This window comes from Kitasatospora sp. NPDC059747 (genome assembly GCF_042732955.1).
In the GTDB taxonomy this organism is placed as follows: Bacteria; Actinomycetota; Actinomycetes; order Streptomycetales; family Streptomycetaceae; genus Kitasatospora.
Genome location: NZ_JBHWGV010000044.1, coordinates 15,965 through 36,534, shown reverse-complemented (window position 1 = coordinate 36,534; position 20,570 = coordinate 15,965). Strand labels below are relative to the sequence as shown.

Sequence of the window (20,570 nt, the reverse complement as noted above, 5' to 3'; positions counted from 1 at the left end):
TGTGGACGCCGTCCTTGGGCATGGATGGGTCAATGGATCACGCCCCAGGGGAGCGCACGATTGAGTGGCGATTCACGCGTGTCCGCCGCGGTCCGACAGATCGCAGCGCTGACCGGGGAACTGCCGAACGGAGCGACGCCCGACGAGCTGGTGGCCCTCGCACGTGACCGCCATCCGGGCCTCTTGCGGCCCCGGGTGCTCAAACTCGCCGATCAAGCCGTCGCCGCCGGACTCCTCGACCGGAAGAACGGACTCTTCGTCGCCGGCGACGCCCGGAGCGACGCTCGGCCCATACCGGTTGAGCCGGCAGCCCGGGCGACCGAACGGAACGGGCTGCGCATCGTCGCGATCGATCTGGAGAGCGTCGTCACGACCGTTTCCACCGAGCCCTACCTCGAGCGCCACGTGTACCAGGTGGCAGCGGTCCGGTTCGGTACCGACCGGGACTGGACAGGAGCCGCCCCCGACTGGCACCGCTACGTCCAACTCACCTGTGATGTCGATCAGATACGCGATCCGGCGACCCGTCGGAAGGTGCAGGCCTCCGGCGTGCCGGCCGAGGTCGCCTGGCGGGAACTGACTGCCTTCCTGCTCGGGGCGGACATCGTGGTGGCGTACAACGGAACCGGCCTCGACTTCCCCCTCATCCGGGCAAGCGCGCGACGTGCGGACTGTGACGATCCATTGGCCGGTCTGGCGACGGCGGATGCGCTTTACCTCGCCCACGCGATCTGGCCCACCGCCGCCTCCCATCGGCTGCACGCGTTGGCCATCGAACGAATGGTCCCCCTGCCGGGCTCGCGCCCGCACACAGCTCCGCACGACGCCGAGCTCCTCGTGCGCCTGCTGACCCACGCGGCCGCCGCAGTCCAAAACTGGGGTGAGGAGCTGCGCAGCCTGGTCCGGACCGCGTGCTCGGACTCGCCCGGATGGCGAATCATCTTCGAACTCGCGGATGCTCCGGTCCATCCCGACGCCGCGCAGGTCCCGTGGGATCAGCAGCGAGTGACCCGGCTGGTGAACGCCGAACTCGCCCACCACCGCCCCCGACGGGACGCCCAGGAAGCACGTCGGGGCCGGGGTACGATCCGGCTCCGTGAGGACCTTCTCGGGCCGGACGGCAGGGTTGACGCGACCAAGCTCGCCGCCATCGTCCACGGAGCCCGGGCGCAGCCTCGGGACGCCCAGGAGCGCATGACGGCTGCCCTGCACGAATGGGCCCGTTCCGGTACCTCCGGGCTACTCGAAGCGCCCACCGGCACGGGAAAGAGCTACGCGGTCCTGGCCGCCGCGCTCGACTGGCTCGCGGGCGCTCCAGGACGCACAGCCGTCATCGCCACCTTCACCAAACAGCTGCAGAGCCAGCTGGCCCAAGACCTCAGGGACCTCGAAACGGCGCTGCCCGGTCTCCTGCAACTCAGCGATCTGGTGAAGGGCCGGTCGAACCGGCTTTCCCTGGCCGCCCTGACGGCCACCCTGGCCCAGGCCGCACAGGGCAGGCCCGAGTCGCGCGGCCGGGCCCGTCCGGTGGAACGCCTCCGGTTCCGCGAACTGGCCGTATACCTCCTGCTGCGACTGCGCGCCGCCGCCGAGCCCCCGCTTTCCTGGACGGCCAGGTCGGTGGACCCGGTGGACCTGCCCGCGTTCCTCAGTGAGTACACCGACCACGTGCTCGGGCCCTGGCTCGAATCGCTCTCCCAGCGTGATGGCGACTACGCGCCGAACGAACGGACCCCGATCGCCGCCCACACCGACACCGTGCGCGAGGCGATGATCGGACATCGGCTACTCCTGGCAAACCACGCGGTGACCCTCTCCCATCTCGACGACCTCCAGGCCCTCGGCCGAGACACCCTGCTGGTCATCGACGAGGCCCACGAACTCGAGAACGCCGCCACCTCGGCGTTGACGGCGGCCGTCGACTACCAGGCGTTGGAGGAACTGCTCTGCGAGTGCACCGCCTGGCTCACCGACGCCCGGAGCGGGACCGCCAGAGATCGGGCCGCCGACGCCATCGGGGGCTTGGAGACCCTGCTGGACGGGGAACACCTGCCGAGGCTGGCGGCCCGGGCCTTCGACGCCCGGGCCCGGGGCGTCGGAGTACGAATCGGCAACCGCAGCACAGTCCTGGCCAGCCCCTACGCCGGCACCTCCGGCAGCTCCGAGGCCAGGGCCGTCCAACGACTCCTCACGGACTTCGCCCGGGCCGTCGGCTCCGTGTCCGCCATGCTCACCCGCTTCGCGGCCGAGCACACCGACGCGCTCGACACGCTGGCGAAGGAGCGCATGCTCGCCCTCGCCCGCCGGTCCGACGAGACCGCGACGACGCTGGACCGACTCGCCGAGAACATCGGCGCCCTGTTGCACCGCGCGGTGCGGTTGGACGGCACACCCGAAGCCCTCCCCTCCCGGGTGGTCTTCCTGGAAGAACTCGCCGAACCCCGCTCGGGCCTGCGCTCGTACCGGTTCCGCGTTGCGTCCAGCCCGATCGACCTGCCCGAGGACAGCGAGTGGCGCCGCTTCCTGAGCCTGTTACCCCGCGTCCACTACGTCTCCGCGACCCTGCGGGTCTCCGGGAGCTGGGAGTTCATCCGGACCAGGCTCGGACTCCCTCCGACGCTTCCGACGCTCGCGCTGGAGTCGCCCTTCGACCTGTCCCGGCAGGCCGAGCTGGTCTGCTTCTCCGACTTCCCCTCCTGGGCCGAGCAGGAGGAGGGCGCGATGCGCACCATCGCCCACCAACTTGCCGGCTACGCACAGGAGGCGGTCCGTCCCCGCGCCGACGGCAACGGGTACGACGGCGGCGCCATGGTGCTCACCACTGCGCGGAAGACCTCCGCGGGAATCAGCGAGTTCCTGGAACAGGAGCTGCGCGCCCGCAGCCACTGCGCTCCGACCGTCAACGCCCTCGTCCTGGGCAACGGCCGGGCCCTCACCGAGTTCACCAACCAGGAGGAGGGCGGCGGATTCCTGGTGGGCACCAAGGGCCTGTGGCAAGGCGTCGACGTGAAGGACGAGCACCGGCTGCGGCTGGTCTGGATCAACAAGCTCCCGTTCGCTCCATTCGCCGCGCCCGTGATCGAGGCCCGTCGCGCGGCAGTCCGACAGCGGGCCGAGGAGGCCGGGGACCCCGACCCGGAGGGTGTCGCCACAGAGGCCTACTACCTGCCGCTGGCGGCGCTCCAGTTGCGGCAGGCCGTCGGTCGGCTCATCCGCTCGGACCGCCATCGCGGTGTCATCGTGATAAGCGACCGCAAGCTCGGCGGCAGCACGAGCCTGCGCCGCGCCTACCGGAAGGCCTTCCTCGGCAGTCTGGACCAGGGCCTGCTGCGCCCAGACCCGATCACGGGCGAACCGGGAGCCGGCAACGTGATGACCATGGCCGACGGGTGGCGGCGCATCTGGGAGTCGCTGGCCGACGCTGGGCTCATCGACACCGCCCGAGCGGCGGCGCTCTGCACACCCGAACAGCTGGACCGCCACACACTGCTGCCTTTCACCCGCCGGATCCGCGAACTGGCCCTCACCCAGGAGGAAACTGCCCGGCTGCAGGCCGACGGCGGCCTCGTCCCTGCCGTCCTGGAACGCGCGGCCGAGATCGGAGGTCTGCTCAGGCTGGACGAAAGACCCACGAAGCTCAAACCCGCCCAGAAGCAGGTGATCGCCGCCGCAACGGAGGGCCGGAACGTGCTGGGCCTGCTCCCCACCGGCTTCGGCAAGAGCTACACCTTCCAACTGCCCGCACTCGTCCTGCCCGGCACCACCATCGTGGTGAGCCCACTCGTCGCGCTAATGCACGATCAGGCGCTGGAGCTCAACCGCTCGATCGGCGGCGCGGTGCGGGCGCTCATCTCACCGCTGCGGGAGTCGAGTAGCCGAGCCGGGAAGACGGAAGTCGCCGATCAGCTGCTGGGCCGCGAGGAACACGGCATCAAGCTGGTCTACGTCAGCCCGGAGCGACTGTGCCAGCGGCGGTTCCGCGAGCTGGTCCGCCAAGCGGTGGCAGCGGGCCGGGTGACCCGCATCGCCGTCGACGAAGCCCACACGGTGGCCCAGTGGGAGGACTTCCGCCCCAGCATGCGCCGCCTCGGCCGGTTCCTCGCGGAGCTACGCCGGGACCACGGGCTGCCGGTCACCGCGGTGACCGCCACTGCCAACCGGTCCGTGCACGCCACCATGCGCGAGGTCCTGTTCGGTGCCTCAGCCGAACCATCCACCGCCGGCTCTCCCGAGGAGCAGGCCGCGGAACGCGGCGCCGTCCCCGACGGCGGACTCGTGACGGTCCGGGAGAACCCGATCCGCCCTGAGCTGGCAATCTTCCGGCGCACGTTCCGTCGCGGCGGCACCGCAGAGGTAGCCGGCCTGGCCGAGCGGGTCGTGGACGCCGCGGACGGGCACGCGATCCTCTACTGCCTCACCGTCAAGGAGGTCAACGCCCTCCATGCCCACCTGCGGGAGTACGTCGGGGACGCGGGCAAGCGTGTCCTGCGGTTCCACGGCCGGCTCTCCGAGGCCGAGAAGGCCGCCGTGATGACCGAGTTCCGCGAGGCCCCCCACCAAGGCGACGACGACTTCGTCCCCGTCGTCATCGTGGCCACCTCCGCCTTCGGGCTCGGAGTCAACCGGCCCGATGTCCGAACGGTCTTCTGCGTGTCGCCCCCGACCGATCTCGCCGCGCTCTACCAGCAGATCGGCCGTGCCGGACGCGACGGCGCCAGCCGGACGCCGGGGGCCGACGACGGACCGGCGAACACTGCCCTCGCGCTGGCGACCAGCCGCGGCATGCGCACCGTACGGTTCATGACCGCGCAGGACCTCTCCCCCTCGTTGCTCCGCCGCATGGGAGAGGCGGTCCTGCGGCGGCGGGGCAGCCTGGACGCGGTCGCGCTGGCCGACGCCCTGATGGCGGAGGACATCGCCGCCGGGGTGCTCGACGAGGACGAAGTGCGCAAGGGACACGTGGCCGACCGCTACTCGGGCGGCGTGATGCGGGCGTTCAGCGCACTGGCCGATCTGGGCGCCGTCACCGACCTCGGCGACTACCCGCCGATCTGCGCGGTCAAGGCAGGGGAGGGAAGTCCGGCCGGCGCGGGGCCCGCCCGCGGGGACCGTGATGGTGTCATGGAGCGCTCGATCGTCGCGGGCGTCCTGGCCCTGACCGAGCGTTCCCGCCTGCGGATGGACGAACTCGACGCCCACCTGGCCCGGAACGTCGACGGCTATCGCGAGGTCTCCGATGGCCCCGCCGGTAGCTGGGAAATCCTCGCGGACCTCCACGACAGGGGTCTCCTCGACGTTTCCGCCGCGCCGAGCAGACGGCTGGTCACCGGGCTCCGGGTCGAGGGGAACCGATTGCCGAAAGAGTTCCTGCCCCTGGTCTCCCGCCGCGCCGAGCGGGCCCGCGAGGAACTCGCCCTGCTCAAAGCGTTCTTCGACCACCCGGCAGTATGCGCCCAACGGAAGTTCGCCGACTACTTCGGGGTCATCGACCTCCCGGAGGGTTGCTGCAGCACCGCGCGGTGCCGATGCTCGGCCTGCTGGGCGGTCCCGGACTGGCCGAAGGAGCAGCGACGCCCACCAGTCGCGCAGGCATTCGAGAATCCGAACCCGCGTGCCGGAGGCGGCACGGACAGCGCACTGCGCGAACAGCGGATCGACCTCAGGACCTATCGCCTCGCCCGACGGATGCCTGCCGGCGTGCATGCACGCTCCCTGTGGCGGGCGCTGCGCGGCGAGGAGACCTCGTACGACCCGGTGAACCGGCGCACGGTACCTCTACCCCGCCAACTGCGTGACAGCCCGCACTTCGGCGGACAGGTCGGACTTCCCTACGCCGAGGTGGAACGAAGCGTGCAACGGCTGGTCGCAGCAGGCGCGTTGGTCGCCACCCTGAACGACCGCTGGCGAGCGCGGCCCGTGCCCATGGCCACCCTGAACACGGCCCGACGTGGAAGGAACGAGGAGCGCGCGTGACCATGGCACCACCCTCACCGTCCGGAGTCTGGCGACCTTACGTCGACGAACCACTCCTGACCCCTGCCGTCGTGGACGGCGCAGACGCCCTGACGGCACGTGACCTCGACCGGCTCCGCCGGTACCTGTCGACGCTCGTCTCCGCCCGTCGCGGTCCGGTCCATGCCGCGGTGGCCTTCAACGCCCTCTACTTCGGCTACGACCTCAACGGCCAGGGCTATGGTGGCAGCCCGCTGGACCCGGACGCCTTCCCGGTCGTCACCCTGGGCGAGTGCATCCCCGCCGTGCCGGTGGGTGCCATGGTGCGCATCGCCACAGGTTCGCAGCCCTTGTACGCCGAAGTCGTCTACAAGGAGGGCCGCCATCTTGCCACGGGGCCACTGGGCGACGTCCCGGAATGGGTCTCCGGAGCACCAGCCGGCGCCGAGCCCAGCGGTGTCGCGCCGAGCCCAGACGAGACCCCGATACGTCGCGAGCTGCTGGTCCCCGACGTCCACGCCTTCGGCGACGCGCTCAGCCTGACCGGGTCCCAGCTCGACCGACTGCGATTCCAGCAGCGCTGGATCGACCGGAACGGCCACGTACTCGTCGACGCGCGCTACCCGTCGCCCGACGCGGCCGCGCAGGACGAGCTGTCCGCATACGCGGATTACTTGTTGCGCGAAGCCCGTGGCCAACTGCTGAGCCCCACGGTACCGATCTCCGTCGTCGACCTCGTGGCCACCGGGGACGATGCCCTGCTCCACGGTGCCCTGGTTCGCATGCTGCGGACGGTCACCTCGGTGCTGAAATCCTGCGAACAGCTTCGCTGTTGGGGCCCGTACGCGCTGCCCCGAAGCTCGCTGGCCACGACGTGGCAGGACGACGGGCCACTCGGCCGCGGTGACATGAGCAGGCTTGCGACCTCGCTGCAACTGGCCGGCCGGGCCGCCGACCGGCGCCGCCGCGGCATGCCGATCACCACAACCGTCTACACGGCGGTCGGCCCCTGGCTGTCGACGGTCACCGGGGCCGCTCCACGGCTCACCGGGGTCGACTACGCGGCCGCCGTCTGCCGGGCCAACCTGGCCGTCGCCGACGTCGTGCAGGGGGAGAGCAAGGACGGGCTGTTCGAGAACGGCACCCGGGTCCACCTTGACGACGCCTTCGAGGGTGGCGGGATCTGGCGGTCTCGCCACCCCGGAGTGGGCGAGACCATCGAGGACCCTTTCACGCCGGCCGGTGCGGGCTGGCGCACCACCTCCCAGCAGCCCCTCCCACCGTCCGCCCTCCCCGGTGCGGCCCCGGAACCCGATCCTCACAACGCCGCTCGCGCCGACGAACAGGGACTGCCCCCCGTCGACGCACCACTCGGCGCCACCGGCATGGCCCAGGCCGAGCTCCTGCGCGTGTCCGACAGCGAGATCATCTGGCGAGTACCCCTACGACTCTCGCACATCATGGACGGCGTCCTACTCCTTCGGCCGCTCGTCTCCGACGAGTTGTCCGCCGTCCTGCCCAGGGACGGCGCCCTCGTCCGGCTCGAACTCAACCACGACGGTGGGGAGATCGAGGAGACCCAACGCGTCCAGGACACCATGCCCGAGCTCTCCGGCGAACCAGCGCGCCTGTCGGGCATCGACTGGCCGCTGACCTTCTTCCCCGGCATCGAGCTGCTGTTGCAGTGGCCGCGTGGCGGACGGGTGATCCGGGCCACCACCATGCTCCTTGAGACACCGGTCATGGTCGACGGAGTCGAGATCCGTCATCGCTACGCCAAGGAGATCCTCACCAGGGAAAACGTCCCCGGCAACACCCGGGACGCCGATTCACCCGCCGGTCTCGGCGAACGCGACCTGGTCATGCGCGCCGTACGCCGCTGCGGACTGCTGACTGTGGACGGGCACGCCGTCCTCGACCGGTCCGCCCTGCCCGTCGCAGTGTACGGACAGCCACCCGGTGTCCGACAGACAGCGGCACTCCAGACAGCAGTGGACGAGCTCATCTCCGTCGCCCGTCTCTACGCCGCCAGCGGCAGCCGAGACGCTGACGGCCGCCCGCATTACCCGGCGCACCCCGACGAGCCACCGATCCCTCTGATCGGCTACGCCCCCGTCGTCATTCCGAGGCAACGCGCCGCACCCGCTACGGCCGGCTCGGGCGACGGCTGGCGCTCGACACCGAAGCCGCACCAGGTCCACGGCTTCCTGCGGCGCTTGACCCCGGGAACGACCCCCAGCGAGGCCCAACGGGCCGCCTACCGGCGGCACTGCCGAAAACTCGGCAAGGCCGACGGCTGGGAACTGCCCTCGGGCTACACCTTCGTCACGGAACACACCCGGGCGCGATGAATCCCGCGCCCAACCCTCCTCTCCCCCGAACCGGAGCATGCATGGACGACAGTTACGAGGCACGACCGGCGCCCCCGTACTCCCCACCGGGAACCGCACTCGCCACTCTGCGGCCGCTGGCGAACGCACTGAACGCCCTCGACCAACCCGTCGCGGCCACCTTGGACGAGGTGAACGCCGGCATGATCGAGCTGGCCTTCAACTCGCTCTCCCCGAAGGAGCGGCAACGACTGCTGGGCAAGCTGGGCATCAAGCTGGCCGCCCCTCGCCGGGCCGGAAGGGCGCTGTGCCAAGACATGCTCTCCCGCATGCAGCGGGATTCGCGCCATCGGCGCTGCCGCTGTGCCGTCCAGACGTTGACGTACCGGGTGATGAACGACGTCGGTGCTGCCGCGGACTCCGCCGCGGTCGCCGTGGCCGACCCCGTCGCCCGATGGGGCGATACCCTCGTCCGGCTCGCCTTGCTGGCCTGGTGCAATGCCTCGGCGGCCGATGCCCGAGTCCTGCTCTGGGCCGCCGAGCGGGACTGGCTGGGTTTCAAGGCGGAGCAACCACTCCTGGACGTCGTCCGACAGACGGCCATCGATGTCGTCGAGGCGACCCCCGGGTTCAGCGCCTATGGCCCGCCTGACACGCCGACCGCGGCATTGGTCCCCACCCAACGGGAGTTCGCCGAGTCGGCCACGCACTGCTCCCCCGAGGCGGCAGCCGGGCAGTCGGCAACCGCCCCGGACGAACCCTCGCCCAACAGCGGGCTCGACCTGTTTGCCGCACACCAGGCGCTGAAAGCCGCCATGCAGGCCGCCCACGAGTCCTCACGGCGCATCGGACCGGCGTTGGAGGCCGGGTACCCGCCCGACGAGCAGGACATCCGAGCCCTCACCGTGCTGACCGGCGCCTTCCGACAGGTCCGGGAGGGCCTGGCCGCGGCAGGGGTGCAGAAGGTCCCTGCCCAGCTGGGCGATTTGACCGAGCGCGTGAGCTCGTACCTCGACGAGTGCCGCCGCGACCGAACGAACCGCGCGGCCCTCCTGGAACTGCTGACCATCACCTGTCCCGAGGCGAGTCCCGCCGCCGGCGGGCTGGAAGCCGCACGCGAGCTGGCCCGTGCCCTGCTCGACGCCCCGCGTTGGGAGGACGCCGACTGCACCCGGGCCGAGGCGCTCGGTGCTCTGGTCGCTCTCGTACGACTCCTCGACCAGCCGGACTCACCGACCGAGATCATGCGCCGTCAGCAGCGAATCGGCACCACCCTGCCGACCTGTGCCGTCGCGGCCCTGCTGTACACGGAGCTCTCCCTCCCCGACGAGCCGCCCCGCTCCGATGAACCGGTCCTGCCCCAAGAACCACCAGCGCTCCCGACGACCGAGGCCGCCCCGCGCACCGTCACTGCCCCGTCCGGGCGCGAAGAACCGATGCGCGTCGCCCCGGCCACGCCCTTTGCCCCCATCCCGGTCGCGCCCGACACCCCGGTGTCCGTACCGGCAGAACACGAGAACCCGCCCACCGCCGAGCCGACCACCACGCCGTTGCTCGTGGAACCCGTGGCAGCCGTCACGAACGAGCAGCCGGTCAACGCCCCGGAGACGGGACCCGCGGCCCCCACCGTGCCCTCCACCACCGACGCCGAAGCCGAGGTGGCGACCGCGATCACCCACCTGGTCGCCGAGGGGCGGTTCGGTCTCGCCTTCCACCTGGCCCGGGCCGCCGGCCGACCCGGCGCGGAACAAGCCGCCCTCCACCTCGCCGCCGCCGGCGCGGCCCTCAAGCCGGGGAGCGTCGGCGGTGCCCAGGCCTTCGTCAAGGCACTCCAGCACTGCGAGGCCTTCGGAACGAAGACCTTCGAGAACACCGAGCTGCTCGTCCTGCCGGCGCTACTCCGGGCCTCGCTGGTCACCGGCGAGTACGCGGCCGGCGCCCAGCTGAAAACACTGGCCGCCCGGCTGCCCGACGGCCTCGCCGCGCTCGCCATCGCGGTCGCAGATCCGACCCTCGGCAACGCCCTGGCCCTCACCAAGCCCCTGAGCGCCACGGCAGACCTGTCCGAGTCCGAGAGCCGGTTGCACGAGGTTGTCCAGCACGGACGCGACCTGCTGAGGCCTCCGAGGCTCCGGTTCAACCGGGCCACGACCATCGCCAAGCGTTGGCTCGCCCCGGACGGAATGCTCGGTTCGGTCCTGCACGCGGTGGTCGAGGATGCGCCGGAGGCCGAGTCGAAGGCCCGCGAGGTCGTCGACCGCTTGTCCCGGCTCACCGACATCCAGTCCGAGATCGACCGGATGGACCGTGGACTGCGTGCCTCCAGTGGCCGGGCACTGCAGGGTTCCGGCCGCCAGGACCTCGTGCACCTCGTCGAACGGACCACGGACTACGCCAAGTCCTGGCTCGACATCACCGTGGCCATCAGGCAGGGTCGTACGGCTGAGACCGACTGGGCCCGGCAGGAGACCGCGGCCATGCGACAGACCCTTCTCGCCGGACGGCAGCAGGCCCTGGACGACCTCGACGGAATCAGGGGTCGATCGACCGACGCACTAACCTCCGCCTCCGCATGGGCTGCGCACGTTTCGATCAGCGCTCTGGTGGAGGAGGTCGAGCTGGGCCCGGTCCCGGTCCTCCCGAGGCACGTGCTCGGCCTCGATGCTCATCAGACGATCGATGCCGAACTGCTCAAGATCCCCCTTGCCGCCGACGAGCAACCGACGGTGAACGCGTTGCTCGCGGCCCAGGACCGGACCTGGGAAGAGGCCCTGACGATCCAAGAGAACGAGGACGCCTTCGGCGCCGCGCACCGCATCCTCGACCTCGCGGAACACGGCTCGCTGGACGGGCACCAGGCGTCTTTCCCGTCCACCCGTCGTACCGACCTGTTCGAGACCGAACGGCGGCGTTGCGAGGAGCTGCTCGCCCGGCATACCGACCTGGTCGCCGAACTCCGGCGCGCGCAGGCCGACGGCGCCCTCACCGACGATCAGGATGTCGGTCTCCAGGAGCTCCTCGCGGGGGCGCAGCCCGACGCCGAAGAAAGCGGCAAGCGCGAACTGATCCTGGTGCGACGCACTCTGGACAAGGTGGCGGAACTCCTCCCCCGCTTCCGCAACGAAGCCGCCGAACGGCTGCGCTCCCGCTTGGACGCGCTGCCCGCGGTCAGCGACGAGGACCACGCACAGGTACTGCGACACCTGGAGACCGACGGCCTGGCCACCGCCGCCGACCTCGTGTACTTCCTTGAACTCGGCGAGCCCGTTCCCGAGATCGTGTCGGGCGACTCCCACCTGGCCGGCTTCTTTCCGTCCGTCCCCGATGGACTCGGCCGCGGGATCGACGGCGCCCTGATCCGATCGGTCCGCAGTCGTGGTCGGCACCCGGAACTGGCCGCGCTCGACTACAGTCGGCTGTCCGCCAACGAGGCCGAGCGCGCGGCGCTGGCGCTGGAAGCCTGGCAGAGGCTCGGCACCGCCCCGCCCAAAAACCGGCTGGGCTCCGAGCCGCGGGATCTCCGCCTGGTGCTCAACCTCCTCGGCTACGAGGCCAAGCGAGTGGTCCCGCTTGACAGTCTCCCGCGCACCGTCGAGTACCGCTTCGTCGACGTGCTCGACGTCGCGATCAACGGCCGCGCCTGGGCCCCGGCCTTCGGGTCCAAGATCCAGGAACAGGCCGGTCGGCTCCGAGTCCTGATGATCTGGGGCCGCCCCCCGGCTCAGCTGTTGCTCAGCCGGGTAGCCCAGGAACCCAGCAAGGAAAGCCTGCTGGTCGCCTACTTCGGCACCCTCGACAGCAAGGCGCGAGCCGAGCTCGCCGCCGCCTCGGTGAACATCGCCCCGCTGATGGTCGTCGACGACGCCGCGCTCGCCTACCTCGCGGCCCAGGGTAACCGCCAGGTCAGCGTGGCGACCGAGACGCTGTTGCCGTTCTCCGGGGTGAACCCGTACATCCGGGAGAAGCGCGGGCGAATCGGTCGGGAGATGTTCTACGGGCGGGACGCCGAGCGCAAGAAGATCCTGGACCCGGACGGCACTCAGATCATCTTCGGTGGACGTGGCCTTGGAAAGTCGGCCCTGCTCAACGATGCCGGGGACCGGTTCGCGGAGCAGCAACCCGATTACCACCAGAAGCTGTACCTCAACCTGGACCACCACAACATCGGCAAGGGCACCGCGCTTGGCGCGGACGCCATCTGGGGTGTCCTGGACCGGGAGCTGACCGACCAGCAGGTGCTCGATCAACCTCGCCGCAAGGCCGAGACCGATCTGTACGAGAGGGTCCGCGCCGGCATCAAGAAATGGCTCGGCGCCGAACCGCGCCGACGGCTGCTGATCCTGATGGACGAATGCGACCGCTTCTTCGAGGCGGACGTGCCGCACTGCACCGAGACCCGACGACTGCGCGGGCTGTGCACGGAAACGCCCGGCCGGATGAAGGTGGTCTTCGCCGGCCTGCACTCCGTCCAGCGCTTCACCCGTCTGGCCCGCAACGGACCGTTCAGCCACCTGGCTCAGACGCCGACCGTCATCGGCCCGCTCGCACCACAGTTCGCAGCCGACCTGCTGGTCGACCCGATGCGCGCCCTCGGCTTCGAGTTCGTCGACGTCGACCTGGTCAACCGGGTGCTGGGCTACTGCTCGTACCAACCTTTCCTCCTGCAGATGTTCGGCAGCAGGCTGGTGGAGGTGATGCAACAGCGGCGAAGCCGCGGAGACGCCAGCGGCCCGCCCTACGCCATCTCCGTCACCGATGTCGAGGCGGTCGAGTCGGACCCGTCGCTGCGGGCCGACATCACCGCGGCTTTCAAGGACACCCTCACGCTCGACGACCGGTACGACGTGATCGCGAACGTCCTCGCCCGACACGCTCGGGACTACGGGTTGGAGACCCGTCTGAGCGACGCCGAACTCCGTGACGAGTGCGCGAGCTGGTGGCCCGACGGCTTCGTCGATCTGGACAGCGAGGGCTTCCGCGCCTACCTGCAGGAGATGGTCGGTCTCGGTATCCTCGCGCCGAACCACGACGGCCAGGGCTGGCACCTGCGCGGGCCGAACGCCCTGCGCATGATCGGCACCGCCAAGGAGGTCGAGAACCGCTTGCTCACCGCTTCCGAGGAATGCGCGTTGGAGCAGACCATCGTCCTCGAAGGCCGACCCGAGCTGCCCGACAAGCGGACCGCACCACTGACCGTCACCCAGGTGGACGACCTCCTGGCAGCTGGCCGCGTCAACCAGACGAGGGTGGTCTTCGGCACGCCCGCGACCGGTATCGGTGACATCGAACGGACGCTCCGGTCGGTCACCGACCGGGTAGGGGGTTGGAGTTTGCCGCCAATCGGACGTCCGTTGGTCTTCCGGCAAGCTCTCACCGATGGCCGTCCCGGTGAACGAAGGGTGATTGTCAGCGACCTGGCGAGAAAACAGACTGGTGAGGACACCTGCCGGGAAGCCGTGGCACTCGCCCGCACCCTCGTGCCGGAACGGCCGGGTGTCACCCGGGCCGCCGTCCTGATCCTCGGCCTCCACCAACTTCGGCTCTGGCGCGAGCTGCTGGCCGATCAGGAGGTTATCGACTCGATCGCGGTCTTCCTCCGCCGTCACGACCAGCGCAGCCTGCGGACCTGGGCGCAGCACACCGACCTATTCACCGCGGAACGGGTGACCCGGCTGCTCGAACTCACCGGCGGGTGGCCTGTCCTGCTGGACCGGGCGATCAGCCTGCACAACCACTCCGGGAACGAGGAGGAGGCCCTGAACGTGCTGCGCGACAACCTCCAGCAGAAGGAGTTCGCCGCAGACTTCCTCCACGCCGTCGGAGTCACCGCGGATCCGCTGGTGGGACAGGGCTATCGCGCCGTGGCCGAGGAGTTCGGCACGGACTGGACCGACGAGGCGGACGTCCTCATCGCGATCGAGCTGGCCGGCCTGGACCTACCCTCATCCGAGTGGGCCCTGACCTGTCTGGAAGCACTCCAGGCCTTCGACCGGGACGGCAGTCGACTGCGGCTGGAACCGGTGCTGCTCGACTGCTGGTCGCGCCGCTGAAACAACGGTACCCCCGTGGGGGGGGGGGGGGGGGCCGGGGCGCCGCCCCCCCCCCCCCCCCCCCCCCACCACCGAATAGGCGTCGATCGACTGGGCGGACGTCTTTCGAAAAGGCGTCTATCCGCTGGCAGATCGACCTCCAGGTCGCCACCCCCGGCCTCGCCGCCCGCGCCACCGAAGCCCGCGTGGAGCGTGCCGACACCCACGCCGAGCGGTGGTCGGACCACGCGCCGGTGACGGTGGCGTACGCCGTGGCGGACTGAACGGCCGGCGGTCGCCGGAGAATCGTATGGAAATCAATAATTCCGGATGCGCTTGATCGCACATCAAGCATCTGGACGCACATCCCCGATGTGACCCTTGCCACAGCCACGAGGGTCACATCATTCATTGGCGGCCGTTTACCTGGCCGAAACGATTCGCGATGGCCTGATGCCGTGTGATCATTCGTCAAACCTTCATATTCGATGGCAGTGTGTGCGTAGCCGTACCACCCTTCTGCACCAAGTACACATGATCGTGTACACGATGACGAATGGCTGAACTGTGCGCACTACCCGGTCGGATCGCAACGACGCGACCACGCGGCCCCGCCTTCCAGATGAACAGCTCACGCTCCAGGAGTTCTCCCGGCTCGCCGGGCAGGTCGGGGGCTACCCCTACGTGAAGATCGTGCTCGACCGTCAGGAGTCGGTGCTCCACTTCATCGACAGTGCCGACGGCACCCTCCACGTCCGGTACATCGCGAGCGAGATCCTCGGAATGTCGATCGACGAACTGGCCCGCGGGCTCGACGCGTTCAACGACGAGGTTTACCGGAATCCCGATCGCCGTTTCTATCTCGGCACCCTCGCGCACCACACCCACCACAACCACCACGGCGAATTCCTGTCCCTGGAAACGGTCGACGTCGACACCATGTCCCAGGAGATGCTGCGGCACTTCTTCCACCGGGTGCGCGAGCACGTCGACCCGGCGCTGCCGCTGGTCCTCAAGCCGGCCAACCACCGGCAGGAGGGCTACGTCGCCCGCATCCCGGAGAGCGAGATACCGCGCGTACTGTCCCACCAGCTCTACTCCACGGCCGCGTTCGTGCCGCTCGCGGCCGGGGCGGCCCACGGGCGGCTGCGGGTGTTCCGGTCGGAGGAGGAGTACCGGGGTGATCCCGAGCCGCTGGCGTGGCACGACATCGTGGTGATGCCGCGGGTGCCCGAGGACATCCCCCGGGTGTCCGGGATCATCCACACCGAGCACACCACGCCGCTCTCCCACATCAACGTGATGGCCGCCGGCTGGCGGATCCCCAACGCCGTCGGCCTCGGGGCCGTCGAACGGATCGAGCGTGCCGGGCTGGCCGGGCGGTGGGTGCGCTACCGGGTCGCGGCGGACGGCGAGGACTTCCACCTGGAGGCCGCGCAGCCGGGCAACCCCGGGGACACGCGGCCCGCCGCGCCGGGCGACCGCGTCGTCGTGGACGTGCCCGACCTCACGCCCACGCCGATCGCCCCGCTGTCCGAGCTGCGCGCCGGCGACCACGTCCGGTTCGGCACCAAGGCGGCGGGCCTCGGCGAGCTCACCCACCTGCTGCAGCACGGCTCGCCGCGCTGGCTCGGCTTCTACCGCGCGCCCCGGCCGCCCCGGGACAACCTGCTGCGCTACCTGGCCCGGCAGCTCGACCTCCCGGAGGACGCGGACGTCGCGGAACTCGATTTCGCCGCACAGCAGTTGGTGAAGGAGCATGCCCAGGTTCCGCGCGGGATCGTTCTGCCCTTCGCCCTCCAGCAGTGCTTCCTCGACTCGTCGGCAGAGCTCCGGGGAGTCGTCGGAGCGATCGATTCGGCTGTGTCCGACGGGACTTCGGCCCAGCGGGTCGAGGAGCTCTGCCTCGAAGCGCAGCGGCTGATCCGCGCCGTCCCGGTACCCGGACCGATCCGCACCGAGATCGACCGGGCCGTCGGCCGGCACCTGTACGGCGCACCCGTCCTGGTCGTCCGCAGCTCCTCCAACGCCGAGGACCTGCCCGGCTTCTCGGCCGCCGGCCTGTACGAGTCGGTGGCGAACGTCGGGAGTGCGGGCGGCATGGCCCCGGGCACGACCCCGGGCGATGCGCTCCTCGACGCGGTCCGGGAGGTGTGGGCGTCGCTGCTGTCGCCGCGCGCGGTGCTGCTGCGGAGCCAGGCCGGCATCCCGCCGGAGCACTGCCGCATGGGCGTGATCGTCCAGGAGCAGGTGGGTGCCACCGTCGGCGGCGTCCTGGTGAGCTGCAACCCGCTGAGCCCGGGGGACTTCCGCAACGTCCTCCTCAACATCTCGCCGCGCTCGGTGACCGACGTCGTCACCGGCCGGGGCGCCCCGATCCAGTACCTGTGCAACACGATGGAGGGCGGCAGCCGCACGGTCTCGCTGGGCACCGCCGGCGCCGACCTGGACGGCGGGACCAAGGACGTCCTGGGCCGGCTGGCCCTGATCAGCCGGCTGCTGCAGTCGCACTTCTCGCCCGACGAGGCGTACGACGCCCCGGTCGACGTCGAGTGGGCGGTCGAGGGCGACCGGATCAGCCTGCTGCAGGTGCGCCCCTTCCGCACCGCCGGCTGACGAGTCCCGCACCCTTGGCCCCCAGCCCTGAGCAGGCCTGCGCGAGGCAGCTCGCACGTGCCGCCGGGCCAACTGAACTTCCTTATGGAGAGCCGAAGTTGAACAAGATCCTGTACGTCTACGTCAAGGGCGGAGCCCCGCTCGAATACGCCTTCCCCCGCATCGCCGCCTGCGGCGAGCTGCACGTCCTCGCGCTGGCACCGCTGCCCACGACCGCGGAGGAGGTCTGGCGTCCGAGCTGTACGAGCATCGAACTCGTGCCGGACGCCCCGCGCGGCGACGAGCTCGTCGAGCTGATCGTGGAGCATGCGAAGGCCCTCGGGGCCGACGCGGTGCTGACCCTCTCGGAGTTCGCCGTGCTGGCCGTCGCGCACGCGGCGAGCCGGCTCGGGCTGGCCGGGGCCGGCCAGGGGATCCTCCGCGCCCGGGACAAGAGGCTGATGCGGGAGGCGTGGGCCGCGGCCGGCGTGCCGATACCCGCCTTCCGCCGGGTCGACAGCCTCGCCGACCTGGACGCCGCGCTGGCCGGGTTGACGCCCCCGCTGCTGCTCAAGCCGGCCTGGGGCGCCGGGTCGGTGGCACAGATCGTGCTGGACGCGCCCGAGGACGCCGCCCCGGCGTGGGAGGAGATCGAGCGCGGGCTGCGGGCCGGCAGCCGGGTCGGCATGAACGAGCTCTACGCCGCGGACACCGACCGGGACCGGCTGGTCGAGGAGATCGCCCAGGGCTCCACCGCGGGCTGGTACGAGGAGCCCGGCTACGGCGACTACGTGAGCGTGGAGGGGATCGTCGCGGACGGCGTCTACCACCCGCTGGCCATCACCGCCAAGCTGCCGACCGTGCCCTCCTTCGTCGAGGTGGCCAGCACCTCGCCCGCGGTCCTCCCGGTGCCGGTGCAGCGCCGGATCGAGGAGGTCTCGCGGCAGGCCGTCGACGCGCTCGGGCTGGAGAACTGCGGCACGCACACCGAGCTGAAGCTCATGGCGGACGGCGGGCTGGTGGTCATCGAGACCGCCGCGAGGTTCGGCGGCCTGCTGACGACCCGGCAGGTCCACGAGGTCTTCGGGCTCGACCCGATCGGCATGCTGGTGCGGCAGTTGCTCGGCGAGCGCGTCGACTACCCCGCGGCCATGCTCACCGACGGGGTGAGGGCCGCCGCGTCGGTGGCCGTCGTCCCGGCCGACGCGGCCGGGACGCCCTGGCGGAGCAGCCCGGTCTGGAACCCGCGGGCCGTGGACTGGCAGGGCCTGCTGTCGCCGGGCAGCACCATCGAGGCCGTGCCGGCCTTCACCCTGCCCGAGGGCGAGCCGGTGCCGGCCTTCGACCCGGCCGCGGGGTCGCGCAACTGGCTCGGCGTCTTCCTGCTGACCGCCGTCGACGCCGCCACCCTGCACCGCGACTGCAACGCCGTGCTGAACGGCCTCGAAGCCGCCCTGCACCGGGCCTCCTCCTGATCCCGCCCGTCCCGACGACCGAGGTTCCTCCCATGCGCGTACTGTTCGCCGGCGCCCCCGGCTTCGGCCACCTCTTCCCGCTGGTCCCGCTCGCCAGGGCGATGCGCGGGCTCGGCCACGAGGTCGCGGTGGCCTCGATGGACGGCGGCGAGCCGGTCGCCGCGTCCGGGCTGCCGTACCTGTCCATCGCCCCCGGCGTCGACTGGCGCAAGGAGATCAGGGAAGCCGGCCGCACCCGGCGGCCCGACCTGATGGAGCGGGTGATCGCGACCAACTCGGCCGACCGCGAGGCGTTCGTGCCGCTCGCAGCCCACGTCAACAGCCGGGTGGCCGACGCGGTGGTCGAACTCGCCGCACGGTGGCGGCCGGACCTCGTGGTGTACGAGTACCAGTTCCCGGTGGCCCTGCTCGCGGCGGCCCGCCTGGGCGTGCCCGCCGTCCAGCACGACCTGGGCTTCGTCCGCACCCCGAAGCTGCGCGCGCTGATGCTCGCCGAGATGGCGGACACCTTCGCGCGGCACGGGATCGACCGGCTGCCCGAGCCGGCCGAGACCATCGACCTCGCACCGCCGAGCACGACGGGGGGTGATCTGTACGGCTGCTCGATGCGGCCCGTCTCGTACAACGGCGAGGGCGGCGTCCCGGCACCGCTGGCCGCGCCCGCCGGCCGCCCGCGCGTCGCGGTGACGCTCGGCACCGTGCCGCCCAAGACCGACGGCCTGACCAGGGTCGAGCGGGTGATCGCGGCGGCGGCCGGCCTCGACGCGGAGTTCGTGCTGGCCACCGGCGAACTCGACCTGAGCACGCTCGGCACGCTGCCGGACAACGTCCGCGCGTACGGCTGGGTGCCGTGGCGGGCGCTGCTGGACACCAGCGCGGCGGCGATCCACCACGGCGGCAGCGCCAGCGCGCTCGGCGCGCTGGACGCGGGCGTCCCGCAACTCGTGCTGCCCGACGGCTCCGACCGCTACATCACCGCGGACGCCGTGCACGCCCGCGGCGCGGGGCTCCGGGCGAGTGCCGAGGAGATCGGCCCCGCGCTGCTGGAGCGGCTGCTCACCGACGAGGGGCTGCGCCGGGCCGCGCGCGAGGTCGGCGCCGAGATCGCGGCGATGCCGAGCCCGGCGGACGTGGCGCAGCGGCTCACCGGCCTGGCCGGCGCCACCCACTGAGCCGGGCGGCCGGTGCCCCGGCCGCGAACGCGCGGCCGGGTCCGGCCCGTACCCGCCGCCCGGTCCGGCCCGTACCCGCCGCCCGGTCCGCCGGGGTTGCCCCGGGTCCCGGCCCTCGGCCCCGGGCGGCCGGGAACGGCGACCTCACGCAGGCGTCCGTGCTCCGGCCGACCGGAGCGGTCAGAACGGTCCGGTGCCCAACTGCTCCGCCAGGAAGCGTTCGAGGGGCGTCAGCGGAACTTCCGGGCAGAGCCGTTCGGGGTGCCACCGGCCCGGCCCCTCCTCCTCGGGCGGCAGGACCGGAACGTGGACCCAGGAGCTTCCGTAGCTGATCAGCATGGACCAGAACGCCCGGGCACACCGCCGGCCCCAGGAACGCAGGATCCCGGACACGCGACGGCGCGGGCGCCGCGCTGCTCGGCACCGAACCGCGCGCGGGCGGATCAGAGCGTGGGACGCCCGTCACTGAGCAGCCCGGCGTTGAGGAGCGCCAGGATGCGGGAGGCGCGCTTGGGGTCGGTGTGCTCGGCCAGCAGCGCCTCCCGGGTGGGGAAGTGCCGGTAGAGGGTGCCGATCCCGAGCGGCGCCGCCATCGCGATGGTGCTCGGCGCGCGGCTGATCGACAAGCTGGGCAGCGGGCCGACCTCCTTCATCGGCGGCATGGTCAGCATCGTCGCCACCCTCCCCTTCGTCGCCATCGGCTCCGACACCAACTACTGGTACCTCGGCGCCGCGATGGTGGTGCGCGGATTCGGCATCGGCCTGTGCGCGATGCCCGCGATGACGGCCGCCTACCGGGCCGTCTCGCCGATGAAGGCGGGACCGGGGGCACTGTGGCATGCCCGGCGCGGCACACCCGGCCCAGCGCGCCTGACCCGGCGCGCCCGGCGTCGGCCCCGAACCCGGTTGCCCTGTCCATTACATGGCGTTACGTTTTCGTTACGTTCGATTGGGAAATCTGGGTGGAGCCCACTTGCTGACGTAGGTTTGGGTAAGGCCTAAAGAGATCAACGCGGG

8 protein-coding genes and 1 pseudogene are annotated in these 20,570 nt (G+C 71.1%); 7 read left to right on the top strand and 2 right to left on the bottom strand.

The genetic code is table 11. From position 1 onward, the window contains the following. Positions 1 to 78: 78 nt before the first annotated feature. The 7 genes and pseudogenes from ACFV4G_RS20495 (at position 79) to ACFV4G_RS20465 (ending at position 19,553) form a co-directional block, all read left to right on the top strand. Positions 79 to 5,973, top strand: coding sequence for a DEAD/DEAH box helicase (locus ACFV4G_RS20495; protein ID WP_380442291.1), 5,895 nt, complete (start codon positions 79 to 81; stop codon positions 5,971 to 5,973). 71 nt (positions 5,974 to 6,044) lie between these two features. Beyond that, positions 6,045 to 8,303: a hypothetical protein gene (locus tag ACFV4G_RS20490; protein WP_380442289.1), complete on the top strand. Its 2,259-nt coding sequence runs from the start codon at positions 6,045 to 6,047 to the stop codon at positions 8,301 to 8,303. A gap of 41 nt (positions 8,304 to 8,344) precedes the next feature. Further along, a complete protein-coding gene (locus ACFV4G_RS20485; RefSeq protein WP_380442287.1) occupies positions 8,345 to 14,332 on the top strand; it encodes a hypothetical protein in 5,988 nt (1,995 codons plus the stop codon). 125 nt (positions 14,333 to 14,457) lie between these two features. Continuing rightward, positions 14,458 to 14,595 (top strand): annotated as a pseudogene (locus ACFV4G_RS20480) (exodeoxyribonuclease III); the annotation flags it as partial. A gap of 283 nt (positions 14,596 to 14,878) precedes the next feature. Continuing rightward, on the top strand, positions 14,879 to 16,927 hold the full coding sequence (locus ACFV4G_RS20475) for a PEP/pyruvate-binding domain-containing protein (protein ID WP_380442285.1): 2,049 nt from the start codon (positions 14,879 to 14,881) through the stop codon (positions 16,925 to 16,927). Positions 16,928 to 17,025: 98 nt separating this feature from the next. Continuing rightward, positions 17,026 to 18,381, top strand: coding sequence for an acetyl-CoA carboxylase biotin carboxylase subunit family protein (locus tag ACFV4G_RS20470; protein ID WP_380442283.1), 1,356 nt, complete (start codon positions 17,026 to 17,028; stop codon positions 18,379 to 18,381). A gap of 32 nt (positions 18,382 to 18,413) precedes the next feature. Then, on the top strand, positions 18,414 to 19,553 hold the full coding sequence (locus ACFV4G_RS20465; RefSeq protein ID WP_380442281.1) for a nucleotide disphospho-sugar-binding domain-containing protein: 1,140 nt from the start codon (positions 18,414 to 18,416) through the stop codon (positions 19,551 to 19,553). 180 nt (positions 19,554 to 19,733) lie between these two features. Here ACFV4G_RS20465 and ACFV4G_RS20460 read toward each other — a convergent pair whose 3' ends face one another. Together ACFV4G_RS20460 and ACFV4G_RS20455 are read right to left on the bottom strand one after the other, a co-directional pair. Next, positions 19,734 to 19,892 carry a DUF6059 family protein gene (locus ACFV4G_RS20460; RefSeq protein WP_380442279.1) on the bottom strand — a complete coding sequence of 53 codons (159 nt, stop codon included), beginning with the start codon at positions 19,890 to 19,892 and terminating at the stop codon, positions 19,734 to 19,736. 104 nt (positions 19,893 to 19,996) lie between these two features. Beyond that, positions 19,997 to 20,233, bottom strand: a complete 237-nt coding sequence (locus tag ACFV4G_RS20455; protein WP_380442277.1) for a hypothetical protein — start codon at positions 20,231 to 20,233, stop codon at positions 19,997 to 19,999. Positions 20,234 to 20,570 lie beyond the last annotated feature (337 nt).